The sequence below is a fragment of the Colwellia sp. BRX8-4 genome (assembly GCF_014077345.1).
Taxonomy (GTDB): Bacteria; Pseudomonadota; Gammaproteobacteria; order Enterobacterales; family Alteromonadaceae; genus Colwellia_A.
Window position 1 is genome coordinate 46,174 of sequence record NZ_JACGVS010000007.1, and the last position, 14,163, is coordinate 60,336.

Below are 14,163 nucleotides of genomic sequence, written 5' to 3' on the forward strand. Positions count from 1 at the left end.
TTAACGTATTGCGTATCTATGGAAATATCACAGTAGAAGATGGTCATTTGAATTTACTTATTACTCAAGTGCTTGGAGATTATATTTTTATCGCAAGTTTTTTCTTTATAGTAAGTAAGACTCATTAGTCCTTATTTGCTTGTCTCTTTGTTGATTATAATTTTGGGTATTATCTTTAAATGCCTTATATCACTACGATAACCCCATAGACTTTAGTATAAAAAATAGCTTTTTAGTGCCTTTTTTGATGATAGAGCGGTAATGCTACTTGTCTGACTACAATTGAACTTGTATAGTGTTGCACAATCGAAAAAATACTCATTTGGCTGTTATATTCGAGACGTTTTGACACCAGTACAACAGCCTAATTAGTATATTAAACATATAAGGCAATATTTTATGCGCATTATTTTATTAGGTGCTCCCGGCGCTGGCAAAGGCACTCAAGCACAATTCCTAATGGCTAAATTTGGTATTCCACAAATTTCTACGGGTGACATGTTACGTGCTGCTATTAAAGCAGGTACTGACCTGGGTAATAAAGCTAAAGCAGTGATGGATGCTGGACAATTAGTTTCTGATGATCTGATTATTGGTTTAGTCAAAGAACGTATTGCACAAGATGATTGTAAAGCAGGTTTTTTGCTTGATGGTTTTCCTCGTACAATTCCACAAGCAGATGCGATGAAAGATAACGGCGTTTCAGTTGACAGTGTCGTTGAATTTGATGTTCCTGATGAAGTCATTGTTGATCGCATGAGTGGTCGTCGTGTTCATGCCGGTTCTGGTCGTGTTTATCATTTAGTTTATAATCCGCCTAAAGTTGAAGGTAAAGATGACGATACCGGTGAAGACTTGTCTATTCGTCCTGATGATGAAGAAGCCACAGTCCGCAAACGCCTGGGCATTTACCATGAGCAAACTAAACCATTAGTGGCTTACTATCAAGATGAAGCAAAAGCGGGTGCATGTTCGTATTTAACGATTGACGGCACTAAGCCTGTAGAAGAAGTCAGTGCTTTACTTGCTAACGAATTAAATTAATTCGGTTGATTTTATAAGCCCTTTATTAACAAGTAGCTAATAACGAGCTTATAAATACCTAACAAAAAATTCGCTTCGGCGAATTTTTTTGTTTTTATTGGCTGTGAAAAATAGACAGGGTAATTTTTCTTAAAATAATAGCCTTTTAGGCTATCAAAATTAATTTTAAAACGTAAACTATATTCCCTCATCTATAAATATAAGAAGAAATTTCATGGTAGTAAGTTTATCGATAACAGGCCTCTACACGAGTTTGTTGGCGCTTTTATTTGTTGGTTTAGCCATCAATATTATTCGCCTACGTTTACAGTTTAAAGCCGGTATTGGTGACGGTGGTCATCAACCCCTTGCCAAAGCAATTCGTGTACATGGTAACTTTGCTGAGTATATTCCTATGGCGTTAATAATGTTGGGTATTTATGAGGTTAACGGGGCGAGCCCGATAGTACTGCACGCCTTAGGTGCGATATTATTTATTGGCCGTATTCTGCACGCCGTAGGACTTTCAAAAACTACTGGGGTTTCTAAGCAGCGTCAAATAGGCATGTTATCACTATTCCTTGTTATGCTTATTCTAGCCGTTGAAAATATCCGCTTATTTATTACTGCATTTTAGCGAGTACTACACTCTTTTGAACTAATACATAACATAACTCAAATAAGCATGCATACTGCAATGCTTATTTGAGCGCTACGCTTGTAATAACGGTTTAAAACACCTGCTTATTTATTGAACAACTTTTAACATAGCGATGTGCGGAATATCATCTTCAAGATACATAGCAGAAACACGTTCAAAACCGTGATTGCCATAAAAGCTTTCAAGGTGCTCTTGGGCTGATATTTTAATTTGTTGATCTGGAAAATATTGCTGACAAACGGTTAACGCCTCAGCCATTAACTGGTGACCTAAACCTGTCCCTCTCGCATGACTGGCAACAATAACTCTGCCAATAGCAATATAGTCGCGGTAACTTTGGTCTTTTGCTAAAATACGCAAGTAGCCGGCGATCTTACCCTCTAGGTAACAAAAGAGGTGAACGGTATCTTTGTGCCGGTCAATATCATCAATATCAGCATAAAAACAAGTTTGCTCAACCACAAAAACATCAATACGAAGCTTTAATATTTCATACAGTTCATCGATATTGAGCGCTTTAAAATGCTTCACTTGCCAAGCTACTTTCATTAAACCTTACCTATTGTGATTATCAGGAAACAGTTTATTTTTTCATGATTTATCTACTAGGTAAAGTTAATAACACCCATTTTATTAATTAGCGGGGTTACTTTATTAGCAAAGCCAATGCTCAAGATAAGCTTACTGACTTTAATAGTGAGGTATTATAAATATTAAATATCTAACGCATTAATAGCTAGTTTCATCAGTAGACGTCCTCAGATAATGAGTCATATTGGCATAATACCTAGATTTAGTGGTGAAGTACCTGTAAGTAGCCATGATAACTTTTACTGATTAAATAATTTGAAATTTCTTGTCGATATTCATTAACATCTATGTGAGGGAACTCGATATACATCGTTTCTTTTAAAGAAATCTCATCAAGAAAGAGTATGTAACCTAAAGGTAAGTAGGTGGGGGAGAAGTTATTTTTAAAAATTGTTATGCGAATTTCAGCTGCGGTATAGTATTCTTTGCACCCAAAATCACGTTCTAGTGTTGGCAATAATTTTGTGCCATAACTTTTTATTGACCAGTATTTAAACATTGCTATTCCTTAGCTGTTTTTAACATCCATTTTCTGCTGGAAAAATATACGCTCTTCTCTGTAAATGTCAATGAAAATAATGAATTACTGAATTTTTTATGATGTTTAATAAGGGCTGTAGGACATAATATGCAGATAGTACAAAGATTAGTTTAGGTTTAATATTTTGACTTTATCAGGGCTTACAAAAAAACCGGCTTGTGTAAAAGCTTGTACAATTCTATGCTGACTTCGTAATTTCTTTAACCCGATATTAATGGCTTTAAATGCGGTTTTTCCGTGAGGGTGTTTTGTACTAATAACAAAGTGGCGACTGTCTTTGAGCTCTATAGCAACACCTTTTACCGGCACTAAATGAATTTTATCCATTGTAAAGGATTGATCGGGTGTCGAATTAAAAGGCATTAATAAGAAGTCTATCCAACCTAGGTTTACCATGCGAGCTTGGCTTAGCCACTCATCTTCGTGGATCAGCTCTTTTAAATACAATAACTTTAACGTTTGCCAGTCAGTACGCCATTTTGGCGTAGAAACGGCAGTAAATTTTTGCAGGTCATCGAGTTCTGTTATAGCTAAAACAGCATTATTACTTGGGCTGGTGTATATACCGGCAATGTATTCGCCTTGTCGGATAACTGCATCAGAAGTATAAACACTGTCATTAAGTGCTTTGGCATCAGCAAGCCAATAAGAGTCAAAACTAATGAGTAAGCGTCCTGATGCCAACATCTTAGTATTTCTAAAGTTAATTTTACCTGTTGCATATTTGAAGCTGTGTTCAAAACCACCTATTTTTAAAGCTTGCTGGGCGATAATCATATCGACAACATCGCGGCGGATATTTTTTCCTGAAAAATTTTTAATTGTATGCACATCCTGACCATTTAAGAAGGTCATATAATCTTGGTAAACATCATCACGAATGAAGATTAAGATATCTTCTGCTTTTGTAAGGGGACTAAATAATGTTAGCTAGAGTATAAAGAGCAAGGGTATAAGAACAGTGATTAATTTTGTAAATATTTTTAATATCATGAGTGTTAAATAACTCTATGTCGGGGCGTATAAAAATCTTTTTCTAAATTATTTATCCTTAGACGTAAAATTGAGTATAGCCGCTTAATTAAAGAAAGATAGCTGTTGATAAAGTGTCTTATAAACAACTATCTTAAAGTTAACTCAGCTTACTTGTTATGTCGTTTTTGTAGTACCGCCATCACCTCAGATACTTCAATGTTTTTATCTTGAAGTAAGACGAGTGTGTGGTAAAACAAATCAGCACATTCACCGAGTAAGTCTTCTTTGGTTTCAGCAACCGCAGCAAGTGCAACCTCAACGCCTTCTTCGCCAACTTTCTGTGCTATTTTAGTGGTGCCTCGCGAAAATAAGTGCGCAGTATAACTGCTTTCAGGATCGCAACCTTTTCGACTAGCAATCACTTGCTCTAATTCGCTAAGGAAGTTTTGCTGAGTTAATTTTTGTTCTGGAAAGCATGACTCAGTTCCTAAATGACAGCTTGGTCCAATAGGTCGACAAGCAATTAACAAACTATCGTTATCACAATCGGTTAGAACCTGGCTAACATTGAGAAAGTTTCCTGATGTCTCACCTTTCACCCAAAGTGCTTGTTTTGAACGACTAAAAAAAGTCGCTTTACCCGTTGTTAATGTTGCTTTGAGGGATGCTTCATTCATATAACCTTGCATTAAAACGGCACCCGTATCTTGATGCTGAATAATTGCAGGTATTAAGCTTTCCATTTTAGCCCAAGCTAATTCATTAATGTTCTCTAGGGTAACTAGCATAATCTTATCTCTATATTTTGATTCTTCAATGTTTGTTTTAATTGGTTTATTTCAATGATACCTTTATGGAAAACACTTGCAGCAAGTGCGCCATCTACATCGGCTTGTTTGAAAACGTCAGCGAAATGCGATATTTCACCCGCACCGCCTGATGCTATTAAAGGAACATTACACACCGCACGTGCTTTTTGTAATTGCGCAATATCATATCCTTGGCGAACACCATCTTGATTCATACAATTTAAAACGATTTCACCTGCACCACGTTGCTGAACTTCTTTGATCCAATCAAAGGTTGTCCACTTGGTTTGTTGGGTACGACTTTCATCTCCAGTAAATTGATAAACTTGATACAACCCCGTTTCTTTATCATAAAAACTGTCAATGCCGACAACAATACATTGCTGACCAAAAACGTCAGCCAAACGAGAAATCAAATTAGGGTCACGCAAAGCAGGGGAGTTAACTGATATTTTATCCGCGCCCATCATTAAGATTTCTTTTGCGTCTTGCTCTGTTTTTATACCACCAGCAACACAAAAAGGAATATCGATGACTTCAGCAATACGGCTAACCCAGCTTTTATCAACCACTCTATTATCTGAGCTGGCGGTAATATCATAAAAAACTAATTCATCAGCACCTGCGGCTGCGTATTTTTGGGCGAGTGGTACAATATCACCAATAATTTCATGGTTTCTAAATTGGACACCTTTAACAACTTTGCCATCACGTACATCGAGACAAGGTATTATTCTTTTTGCTAACATAAAACTTCAACCTTTGTACTTTGCTTAGACAATAAAAAACTCACGGTTTCAAGCCCATAACTTAAGCGTTTGGCCAGCATGCAATCGCCTCCTCAAGTGTGAATTTACCTTCAAGTAACGAACGACCTAAAATAACACCGCTGACACCAGTTGGAATTAAAGCCTTAATATCGTCAAGGCTGCCAATCCCCCCTGAAGCTTGCCATTGGATGTCAGGATATTTTGCACAAACCTCGCGATACAAGTCTACATTGGTGCCTGTTAACGTACCGTCTTTACTGATATCAGTACATAGTACGTGTTTGATGCCAGCGTTATGGTATTGAGCAAGTAGGTCTTCTAAATTAACGCCACTGTCCTCAATCCAACCGTGTGTAGGGAGTGTTTTATTGCCAGCAGCATCAATTTTAATATCTAGTGCTAAGACAATTTTTTCACATCCATAGGTTTTTAACCACTGAGTCACAAGTTCAGGTTGTTTAATCGCTAAACTCCCAATGACTACACGGTCTGCACCTAATGCCAATAGCTGTTTAACATCGTCTTCACAACGAATTCCACCACCGACTTGAATCGTCATCGTTGGATGTTTGACGACGGTCTTTAAGGTTTCAAGTTGGCGCTTTGTTGAGTCTTTAGCACCGTCTAAATCAACGAAGTGCATTACGGTTGCCCCTGACTTAGCATAGGCTTGTTGGCGCTCTTGCACTGTGTATTGGTAATTAGTTTTTTGGCTGTAATCACCTTGAAATAATCGTACAACTTGGCCATCGATTAAATCAATTGCTGGGATCATCATAGGGCTAACTCCAAAAAATTCTTAATGATTTTACTACCTAATTTACTTGAACGCTCGGGATGGAACTGGCAGCCAATGAAGTTATCTTTGGCAATCACCGCGGAGAAGCTAGAGCCATATTGACAAGTTGCTAAGGTGTATTCACTTATTGGCGCGGCAAAGCTATGAACAAAGTAAAAGTAGTCACCTATATTTATGCCTTTAAATACCGGGTGATCGCCAACAGATGTTAATGTGTTCCAGCCCATATGCGGTAATCTATTATTTTCAGCATTGAGCGGTATAATATCGGTATGAATAATACCTAAACAGTCAACTTTTTTGCCATCGCTACTTTCTACTGACGAGTCACACATTAACTGCATACCTAAACAAAAGCCCAACACGGGTTGAGTTAAGTTTTGCAAGGTTTCAACCAGTCCTTTCGCGCGAATGTTTGCCATAGCATGTTTTGCTGTGCCAACACCTGGCAGTATCACTTTGTCGGCATTTTTAATAAGAGTAATATCGTCAGTGATGGTCACTTGAAAGCCTAAACGTTCTACAGCAAACTTAACCGAAGAAAGATTGGCACAACCAGTATCAACAATAACGTTCATCATTGCTTTTTCAACAGACATCACAGGGTACCTTTTGTGCTAGGTAGCACATCACCACTTACCGTAATGGCTTGACGTAATGCTCGACCAAACACTTTAAATAAACTCTCTACTTGGTGATGGCAATTACCTTCGGTTGTTGAAAGGTGCAGGGTAATAGCCATAGAGTCAGCAAGTGAACGGAAAAAGTGTGAAACCATTTGCGTCGACATATTGCCTACTCGGTTATCAGTAAAATCAGCATCAAATTCAAGCCACGGACGACCCGATAAATCGATAGAACATTCAGCCCGACATTCATCCATCGGCAGAACAAAGCCAAAACGACCGATACCACGTTTGTCGCCCAATGCTTTCCTTAGTGCTTGACCAAGTGCCAGAGCGGTATCTTCAACGCTGTGGTGCTCATCAATGTGGTAATCACCATCGACACTGACCTCCAATGAAAAACCACCATGGGCAGCAATTTGCTCAAGCATGTGATCGAAGAAGCCTAATCCGGTGTTAATTTTTACCGTACCGACTTTATCTAAATTAACCGCAACGTTAATATTGGTTTCTTTAGTGGTACGAACAACTTTAGCTTCACGTTCTTGTTGGTTCAATAATTGTGCTGAAATTGCCAACCAATTTAAGCTTTCTTTGTTATATTTTATACCGCGAATACCCATGTTAGCAGCAAGTTGTATATCGGTATCACGATCGCCAATCACAAAAGAGTTTTCGAAGTTTACTTTTCCTTGCTGTAAGTAATCACTTACTAAGCCAAGTTTAGGCTTACGACAACTGCAATTTTCATTGTCAAAATGCGGACAAAGTAATACATCGTCAAATATAACGCCTTGTGAGGAAAAAATATCCATCATCTTGTTATGAGGTAAATCAAAGTCGGCTTGTGGATAACTAGTCGTTCCTAAGCCATCTTGGTTTGACACCATAACTAAGCGGAAACCCTTTTTTTGTAGTGCTAATAACACTGGAATAACGTCAGGCTCAAAAACCAATTTTTCAAGTGTATCTACTTGCTTATCAGAAACAGGTTCTTCAATTAAAGTGCCATCTCTGTCGATAAATAGTATGTTTTGTTTTTTTGTATTGAGCATTTTATATCTCTTTTACTGCATTAATAATCGTTTGTTTTAGGAGCGATAATTCACGTTCGCTACCTATGCTAATACGTAAACAATCGGCTAATTGTTGTTGCGCAGATTGGTCGCGAATTAAAATACCTTGTTGTTTTAGGCAATCGAAAATAAAGTTTTTAGTGTCAGTATCTACGGCGCGAAATAAAATAAAGTTTGCATCACTGTTAAAAACTTTAGCACACCAGTCTTGGTCTTTCAGCCAATCAAATAATTGGCGACGTAAAATCACCGTTTCTTGAACACGGATACTTACTTGTTCAAGCGCTAATTTTGCTAATGCTTTACTGGCAATGTCTGCTACTGGTGCAGAGATAGGGTAAGGGGCGATGACCTTACTCAGCATAGTGATAATATCAGCATTAGCTAAAGTAAAGCCACAGCGTAAACCCGCTAAGGCAAATGCTTTTGATAACGTTCTAAGAATCACTAATTGCGGGTAATCTTTTAACCAGCTTGCGGTACTATTTTCAGGACTAAATTCAATATAAGCTTCATCAACAACCACAATTGCGCTATCACCAAACATCTCAAGTACGGTTCGAATTGAATCAGTGGTTAATACATTACCCGTTGGGTTACCTGGTGAGCATAAAAAAACAACTTTAACTTTACCCACTTGAGCTTTTATAGCCTCAATATTAAGTTGGTTATCAACTAGCGGTACGCGCATTATATTTGCGCCGTGATTCTCTGCGCTAATGGCATACATACCATATGTTGGTGGACAAATTAAAATACTGTCTTGATAGGCTTTACAAAAGGTACGTATGATAAGTTCAATACCTTCATCAGCACCGCGTGTAGCAAGAATATTAGCAGGGGACAATCCGGCATATTCACTGTAAGCATTGATTAAGTTGTCAGGTTGAAAATCAGGGTAGCGGTTAATGCAATTGCTATCTATAGCATATATCCCTGGACCTGATGCTTCATTGGCATTAAGCCAAATTTTATTACTATTCGCAGACGATGTGTCACTTCCACTTGCATAAAGTCGCCTTGCTGATTGGTATGGCACCATATCAACAAGTTCCTCACGGGCAAGTTTATCAGCTATTGTTGACATGATTATTCCTCTAACCTGATGGTTACTGCTCGTTTGTGGCCGTCTAGTCCTTCGGCATCGGTGAGCTCAGTGATACATTCGGCAATATTTAATAAGCCTTGTTTAGTGATCTCTTGCACAGTAAATCGTCGAGAAAAATCGGCCAATGATAAACTAGAAATTACTTTAGAATAACCATAAGTCGGTAAAACATGATTTGTACCACTGGCGTAATCGCCTGCGGACTCTGGCGTGTACTCACCAACAAATATTGAACCTGCGTTGCGTAAGGTTTTTAATAGCTCTTGAGCATTATCGGTTTGAATAATTAAATGTTCAGGAGCATAAATATTTGAAACTTCAACCGCTTGCGACAAACTTTTTACTAAAATCAAACGACTTTGTGTAAGCGCTTGTTCTGCTATCTCTCGACGAGAAAGTACCGCGACTTGTTTGAGTAACTCATTTTGAACGTTAGTAATTAATTCGGCACTGTCAGATAATAAGATAACTTGGCTATCTGGTCCGTGTTCAGCTTGAGAAAGCAAGTCAGCTGCGACAAAGTTTGCTTTTGCATTGGCATCGGCAATAATTAACACTTCAGAAGGACCCGCTGGCATATCAATGGCAAAACCATTTACTTGTTGAGCAAGTTGCTTTTTGGCTTCGGTAACGTATTTATTACCTGGCCCAAATATTTTATTGACCGGTTTTATTGTTTCTGTGCCAAAAGCCATTGCTGCACAACCATGCGCGCCACCGACTGTGTAAATTTCATCAATTTCACATAATTTTGCGGCCACTAGAATTTCGTCAGCAAGGTTACCATTGATATCGGGAGGGCAAACTAAAACAGTACGCGGGCATTGGGCTAACTGTGAAGGTACACCAAGCATTAGTACCGTCGATGGCAAAGGTGCAGAGCCTGCCGGAATATATAAACCAACACTTTCGATTGCTTCAGTTTTTAAGGTACAACGAACGCCTGGGGATGTTTCTACAGTAATGTCGTCACATATTTGTGCTTGGTGAAAGCGCCTGATCTGACCATAAGCCGTTTCAATGGCTTTTAATCTTTTAGTCGACAATGCTGCTCTGGCTGCAGTTATTTGTTCATCAGTAACGGTTAATGTGGTTAGTTTTACACCATCAAATTTTTCCGTTAATTCATAAAGCGCTTTGTCACCATTTCGTTTCACGTTATTTAATATGTTTTCAACTTGCTGTGAAAGTAAACCACTCTCACTTATCGCGGGTCGAGCAAGTGCTGTTTGTTGCTCTCTTTTTGATAATGCTTGCCAATCGATCATTTTATTTATCATTACTTTTAACCTTAATACTTTACTTACCGTGAAAGGTACCCTAGATTTTTGGGATCACAGCCGTGGCGATGCAATCCCAAAGATGACGCGCATTAGCCCATCATTTTTTCAATTGGCATAACTAATATAGAGTTACAACCGAGTGCATTGAGTTTTTCCATTGTTTCCCAAAAAAACGTTTCGGTAGCAACAACATGAACAGCAACTAAATCATCGCGACCCGCTAAAGGTAAGATTGTTGGCGTTTCTTTACCAGGCATTAAGGCACTTACTTCGGCAATTTTATCTTTTGGCGCATGCAACATAATGTATTTGCTTTCTTTTGCTTTCATAACACCTTGGATGCGTGGCAATAAGGTATCAAGAATACTTTGTTTTTCGCTACACAAAGTACTCGCTGTTTGAATAAGCGATGCTTTAGATTTAAAAATCTCTTCTACTTCAACTAAACCATTGGCTTCTAGTGTAGCGCCGGTTGAAACTAAATCACAAATACCGTCAGATAAACCTACTCGCGGAGCAACTTCAACAGAGCCTTTTAATAAACAAAAATCAACATTGATGCCTTTTTCTTTAGCATAACGATTGAGTAGTTGAGGATAAGTCGTTGCAAAACGTAAGCCGTCTAAACTTTTGACGCCCTGATAATCAAAGCCTTCAGGCATCGCAATAGATAAACGACAACCACCAAAATTAAGCTGTGAAGTTCGAATGTATTGAGACTTTTGCCCCATCAATTCACGTTCTAATGCCGCTTCTTCTAGGGTGTTGTCACCAACAATACCTAAGTCACAAACCCCGTCCATCACTAAGCCTGGGATATCTGAGCTACGAACGCGCATTATATCGATAGGCATATTAGCAACATGTGCTAACAAACGTCGATCAGTAACATTGAGTGTTAAACCACAACGTTTGAGTAAGGCTTGAGTGTCGTCACTTAAACGACCTGATTTTTGCATAGCGATGCGTAAGCGAGTTTCTGTAGTCATGTTTGTATTTCCTTTAATAAAGCGTTGGCCAAAATTCTAGTACGTGTATATACAATTTCAAGGCCTATAAAATGCGAAAAACCCCCGAGAGAGATAGACTCTTTCGGGGGTTAAATCTGAGTTATACAACTCGCCGAAAGGTCACAGCCCCTCAGCGAATAAACCTGAGCAGCTAATCGATATGGTGATGTAATGTGCTTAGGTTAATATTCATATTGTACTCATAGTTTGTTTTGTTATTTAACGAGTAAGTGTCATTCACTTTACAGGTTAAATGGGTTAAATAATCTGACGAAGAATTTATTCCGTGACGATTATTCTCTCATGGCTTTTACAGTACTGATTATTTTTATAATGAGCAAGTAATAAATAAACACTTCTTATAAAATAATCGCATAAGGTAATAAAGAATTGTCTAAAATAGTCGATACTTAAGTAAAATGGTCGATACTTAAGTTAAGAGTTTAATAAAAGGACCTATAACTGATGGATATTTTTACCACCGTATTAACACGTGTTGTATCGGTGCCGATTAAACCTGAACGTCTGCGTGTGAAACCACTGACTAAAGAAGCTGCAATTAACGAGCTGACCGATGATTTGGATCATCTTGAAAATCATGAGCATTACGTTGTTTTAGCTAAAAAAGATTCTGATCAAAAAGAACATCAGCAAAATAAAAAGAAGCATCAATCAACGTCTGCTGTGATTGCCGATACTATTGTGGATAACACCCATGATGACACCGATAACGTGATCACTCATAAAGATGAACTGACTCACCCTAAGAAAAATCATGATGAACCTGATGAAGATATCACTCATTTGGATATTTTTGTTTAAGTTTTTTACTGGGCAACTCGCTCATTAATCGAATGTATATTTCTCTCTGGCTTTTTATTCTTTATACTGGTGACAATATTTATCAGTAGTATTTTCTATGACCCTAGTTGAACAAGCATTTTCACCCTCAGGTATTCTCGCTAAAGTACTTAACGGCTATTCTCCTAGGCAGGCGCAAATTGATATGGCGATAGATGTTGAACGCGCCATCTCACAAAAGAGTTGCTTAATTGTAGAAGCGGGCACAGGAACAGGAAAAACCTTTGCTTACTTGATCCCATCTTTACTCTCTGAAAAAAAAGTCATTATTTCTACCGGCACTAAAAACTTACAAGAACAGTTGTTTCATAAAGATATACCGCTTATTCGTAATGCTATGGCAACGAATACGCAGATTGCTCTATTAAAAGGGCGGGCCAATTATCTGTGTATATATCGCCTTGAACTTTATGTAAAAGAGCGTGGTCAGCTAGATGCGGCAATGTTGACAGATTTTGTCAAAATTCGTACCTGGGCAACGTCGACTCGCAGTGGTGATATTGGCGAAATAGTCGATGTCGCTGAAGATTCTGGCATTTTTCCTTTTGTTACCAGTACCACAGATAATTGCTTGGCAAAAGATTGTCCTAACTTTGACGACTGTTACTTAGTGCAAGCTCGAAAAAAAGCAATTGATGCGGATGTTTTGGTTGTTAACCATCATTTGTTTTTTGCTGATATGGCCTTAAAAGACACTGGATTTGGTGAACTTATTCCCAAAGCAGATGTGGTGATTTTTGACGAAGCCCATCAAATACCTGATATCGCCAGTGAATACTTTGGTGACGCTTTTTCTACTAAACAAATTCTCGATTTATGTTCTGATGTTATTCAAATATACAAAACAACCTTAACCGATGTGAAACAATTAGGCAGAGCTGCAGAGAAGTGCCAAAAAGCGGCGCAAGAATTTCGTTTACTCTTTTTTCATGATCCTGAACGCGGCAACTGGCGAGAAAAATATGCCCAGCCAAGGTTTCAACAGGCCTTTGCTGCACTAAAAACAGATTTAGACTTTCTCTATCAAGTGATCAAGTTATGTATTTCTCGTAATGAAGCTATTGATAATTGCTACGATCGTGCCGTGGACATACTCGCGAAATACGACATTATGGCAAACGTTGATATCGATGGTATGAGCTTTTGGTATGAAACAACACGGCGGCATGTGGTCTTACATTTAACACCATTGAGTGTCGCCGACAAATTCAGTGATTATATTGCTAAGTCTGAAGCGGGTTGGGTTTTTACCTCAGCTACGTTGGCGGTAAATGGTGGCTTTGATCACTTTTCTCAGCAATTAGGTTTAAATATAGCGAAAACGAAAGCAGCGACCTTACTTGTTGATAGCCCGTTTGATTATCAATCGCAGTCACAGCTAATTGTACCGCGCTATTTACCTGCTGCTCAGCACCATAGTCGAGCACTAGCACTCGCTGAATTAGCGATACCGTTAATAACAGCAAGTAAAGGAGCTTGCTTTTTATTATTCACTAGCTATCGGATGTTAAACCAAGTTGCAGATATTTTAGCGGAAAAGATTGAATCACCCTTATTAGTTCAAGGGCGAATGAGTAAAGGACTTTTGTTAGCCGCTTTTATTGACAACCCACAAGCGATTTTATTAGCAACCGCCAGTTTTTGGGAAGGAGTTGATGTTAGAGGTGACAAATTAACTTGTGTCATTATAGATAAACTTCCTTTCGCTTCACCCGATGACCCGATGTTGCAGGCGCGCTGTGAAGATGTTCGACGGCGCGGAGGTGATCCTTTTGCTGAAATCCAATTACCACAAGCTGTTATTGCATTAAAACAAGGCGTTGGTCGTTTAATTCGAGATGTTACCGACCAAGGTGTCATGGTAATATGTGATGATAGATTAGTGAATCGTCCTTATGGCGAAGTTTTTTTAAAAAGTTTACCTATGATGAAACGCAGTCGAGATATTGAGCAAGCGAGTGAATTTCTTACTTCACTATCAGAGTAATAGTTAATTTAAATAGTAATAATGATAAGTATTAGAGAGAATA

15 protein-coding genes are annotated in these 14,163 nt (G+C 38.4%); 4 read left to right on the forward strand and 11 right to left on the reverse strand.

The window, feature by feature from the left end; translation table 11 throughout:
- Positions 1-399 precede the first annotated feature (399 nt).
- Positions 400-1,044: an adenylate kinase gene (gene adk, locus H4J56_RS07880; protein WP_070376218.1), complete on the forward strand. Its 645-nt coding sequence runs from the start codon at positions 400-402 to the stop codon at positions 1,042-1,044.
- Positions 1,045-1,258: 214 nt separating this feature from the next.
- On the forward strand, positions 1,259-1,660 hold the full coding sequence (locus H4J56_RS07885) for an MAPEG family protein (protein ID WP_182259147.1): 402 nt from the start codon (positions 1,259-1,261) through the stop codon (positions 1,658-1,660).
- A 111-nt stretch (positions 1,661-1,771) separates the two neighbouring features.
- Here H4J56_RS07885 and H4J56_RS07890 read toward each other — a convergent pair whose 3' ends face one another.
- The 11 genes from H4J56_RS07890 to hisG form a co-directional block, all read right to left on the reverse strand.
- Complete coding sequence (locus H4J56_RS07890) at positions 1,772-2,233, reverse strand: GNAT family N-acetyltransferase (RefSeq protein ID WP_182259148.1); 462 nt, start codon at positions 2,231-2,233, stop codon at positions 1,772-1,774.
- A 244-nt stretch (positions 2,234-2,477) separates the two neighbouring features.
- The gene (locus H4J56_RS07895; RefSeq protein WP_182222471.1) at positions 2,478-2,774 is read right to left on the reverse strand and encodes a hypothetical protein; all 297 of its coding nucleotides are present in this window, start codon (positions 2,772-2,774) and stop codon (positions 2,478-2,480) included.
- A gap of 147 nt (positions 2,775-2,921) precedes the next feature.
- Positions 2,922-3,647, reverse strand: coding sequence for a hypothetical protein (locus H4J56_RS07900; RefSeq protein WP_220465919.1), 726 nt, complete (start codon positions 3,645-3,647; stop codon positions 2,922-2,924).
- Positions 3,648-3,958: 311 nt separating this feature from the next.
- Positions 3,959-4,579, reverse strand: coding sequence for a bifunctional phosphoribosyl-AMP cyclohydrolase/phosphoribosyl-ATP diphosphatase HisIE (hisIE, locus tag H4J56_RS07905; RefSeq protein ID WP_182217514.1), 621 nt, complete (start codon positions 4,577-4,579; stop codon positions 3,959-3,961).
- A complete protein-coding gene (gene hisF / locus H4J56_RS07910) occupies positions 4,573-5,349 on the reverse strand; it encodes an imidazole glycerol phosphate synthase subunit HisF (protein WP_182217515.1) in 777 nt (258 codons plus the stop codon). The genes hisIE and hisF overlap by 7 nt, the downstream gene beginning before the upstream one ends.
- 61 nt (positions 5,350-5,410) lie before the next feature.
- Complete coding sequence (hisA, locus tag H4J56_RS07915) at positions 5,411-6,148, reverse strand: 1-(5-phosphoribosyl)-5-[(5-phosphoribosylamino)methylideneamino]imidazole-4-carboxamide isomerase (RefSeq protein ID WP_182259149.1); 738 nt, start codon at positions 6,146-6,148, stop codon at positions 5,411-5,413.
- Positions 6,145-6,768, reverse strand: coding sequence for an imidazole glycerol phosphate synthase subunit HisH (hisH, locus tag H4J56_RS07920; protein WP_231907369.1), 624 nt, complete (start codon positions 6,766-6,768; stop codon positions 6,145-6,147). The genes hisA and hisH overlap by 4 nt, the downstream gene beginning before the upstream one ends.
- On the reverse strand, positions 6,768-7,850 hold the full coding sequence (gene hisB / locus H4J56_RS07925; protein WP_182217517.1) for a bifunctional histidinol-phosphatase/imidazoleglycerol-phosphate dehydratase HisB: 1,083 nt from the start codon (positions 7,848-7,850) through the stop codon (positions 6,768-6,770). Before hisB ends, hisH begins: the two co-directional genes overlap by 1 nt.
- A gap of 1 nt (position 7,851) precedes the next feature.
- Positions 7,852-8,958, reverse strand: coding sequence for a histidinol-phosphate transaminase (gene hisC, locus H4J56_RS07930; RefSeq protein WP_182222473.1), 1,107 nt, complete (start codon positions 8,956-8,958; stop codon positions 7,852-7,854).
- A 2-nt stretch (positions 8,959-8,960) separates the two neighbouring features.
- Positions 8,961-10,259, reverse strand: a complete 1,299-nt coding sequence (gene hisD, locus H4J56_RS07935; RefSeq protein ID WP_182217521.1) for a histidinol dehydrogenase — start codon at positions 10,257-10,259, stop codon at positions 8,961-8,963.
- A 92-nt stretch (positions 10,260-10,351) separates the two neighbouring features.
- Positions 10,352-11,251 (reverse strand): ATP phosphoribosyltransferase, encoded by a 900-nt coding sequence (gene hisG, locus H4J56_RS07940; protein ID WP_070376230.1) that lies wholly within the window; start codon positions 11,249-11,251, stop codon positions 10,352-10,354.
- Positions 11,252-11,737: 486 nt separating this feature from the next.
- On the opposite strand from hisG, the gene H4J56_RS07945 reads away from it, so the two are divergent.
- Together H4J56_RS07945 and H4J56_RS07950 are read left to right on the forward strand one after the other, a co-directional pair.
- Positions 11,738-12,094 carry a hypothetical protein gene (locus H4J56_RS07945; RefSeq protein ID WP_182222474.1) on the forward strand — a complete coding sequence of 119 codons (357 nt, stop codon included), beginning with the start codon at positions 11,738-11,740 and terminating at the stop codon, positions 12,092-12,094.
- 97 nt (positions 12,095-12,191) lie between these two features.
- Positions 12,192-14,120: an ATP-dependent DNA helicase gene (locus H4J56_RS07950; RefSeq protein WP_182217524.1), complete on the forward strand. Its 1,929-nt coding sequence runs from the start codon at positions 12,192-12,194 to the stop codon at positions 14,118-14,120.
- The last annotated feature ends 43 nt before the right edge of the window (positions 14,121-14,163 follow it).

Excerpts from the sequence above, each read along its gene's own strand:
- adk (WP_070376218.1), top strand. The coding sequence starts at position 400 with ATGCGCATTATTTTATTAGGTGCTCCCGGCGCTGGCAAAGGCACTCAA.
- H4J56_RS07885 (WP_182259147.1), top strand. The coding sequence starts at position 1,259 with ATGGTAGTAAGTTTATCGATAACAGGCCTCTACACGAGTTTGTTGGCG.
- H4J56_RS07890 (WP_182259148.1), bottom strand. The coding sequence starts at position 2,233 with ATGAAAGTAGCTTGGCAAGTGAAGCATTTTAAAGCGCTCAATATCGAT.
- H4J56_RS07895 (WP_182222471.1), bottom strand. The coding sequence starts at position 2,774 with ATGTTTAAATACTGGTCAATAAAAAGTTATGGCACAAAATTATTGCCA.
- hisIE (WP_182217514.1), bottom strand. The coding sequence starts at position 4,579 with ATGCTAGTTACCCTAGAGAACATTAATGAATTAGCTTGGGCTAAAATG.
- hisF (WP_182217515.1), bottom strand. The coding sequence starts at position 5,349 with ATGTTAGCAAAAAGAATAATACCTTGTCTCGATGTACGTGATGGCAAA.
- hisA (WP_182259149.1), bottom strand. The coding sequence starts at position 6,148 with ATGATGATCCCAGCAATTGATTTAATCGATGGCCAAGTTGTACGATTA.
- hisH (WP_231907369.1), bottom strand. The coding sequence starts at position 6,768 with ATGTCTGTTGAAAAAGCAATGATGAACGTTATTGTTGATACTGGTTGT.
- hisB (WP_182217517.1), bottom strand. The coding sequence starts at position 7,850 with ATGCTCAATACAAAAAAACAAAACATACTATTTATCGACAGAGATGGC.
- hisC (WP_182222473.1), bottom strand. The coding sequence starts at position 8,958 with ATGTCAACAATAGCTGATAAACTTGCCCGTGAGGAACTTGTTGATATG.
- hisD (WP_182217521.1), bottom strand. The coding sequence starts at position 10,259 with ATGATAAATAAAATGATCGATTGGCAAGCATTATCAAAAAGAGAGCAA.
- hisG (WP_070376230.1), bottom strand. The coding sequence starts at position 11,251 with ATGACTACAGAAACTCGCTTACGCATCGCTATGCAAAAATCAGGTCGT.
- H4J56_RS07945 (WP_182222474.1), top strand. The coding sequence starts at position 11,738 with ATGGATATTTTTACCACCGTATTAACACGTGTTGTATCGGTGCCGATT.
- H4J56_RS07950 (WP_182217524.1), top strand. The coding sequence starts at position 12,192 with ATGACCCTAGTTGAACAAGCATTTTCACCCTCAGGTATTCTCGCTAAA.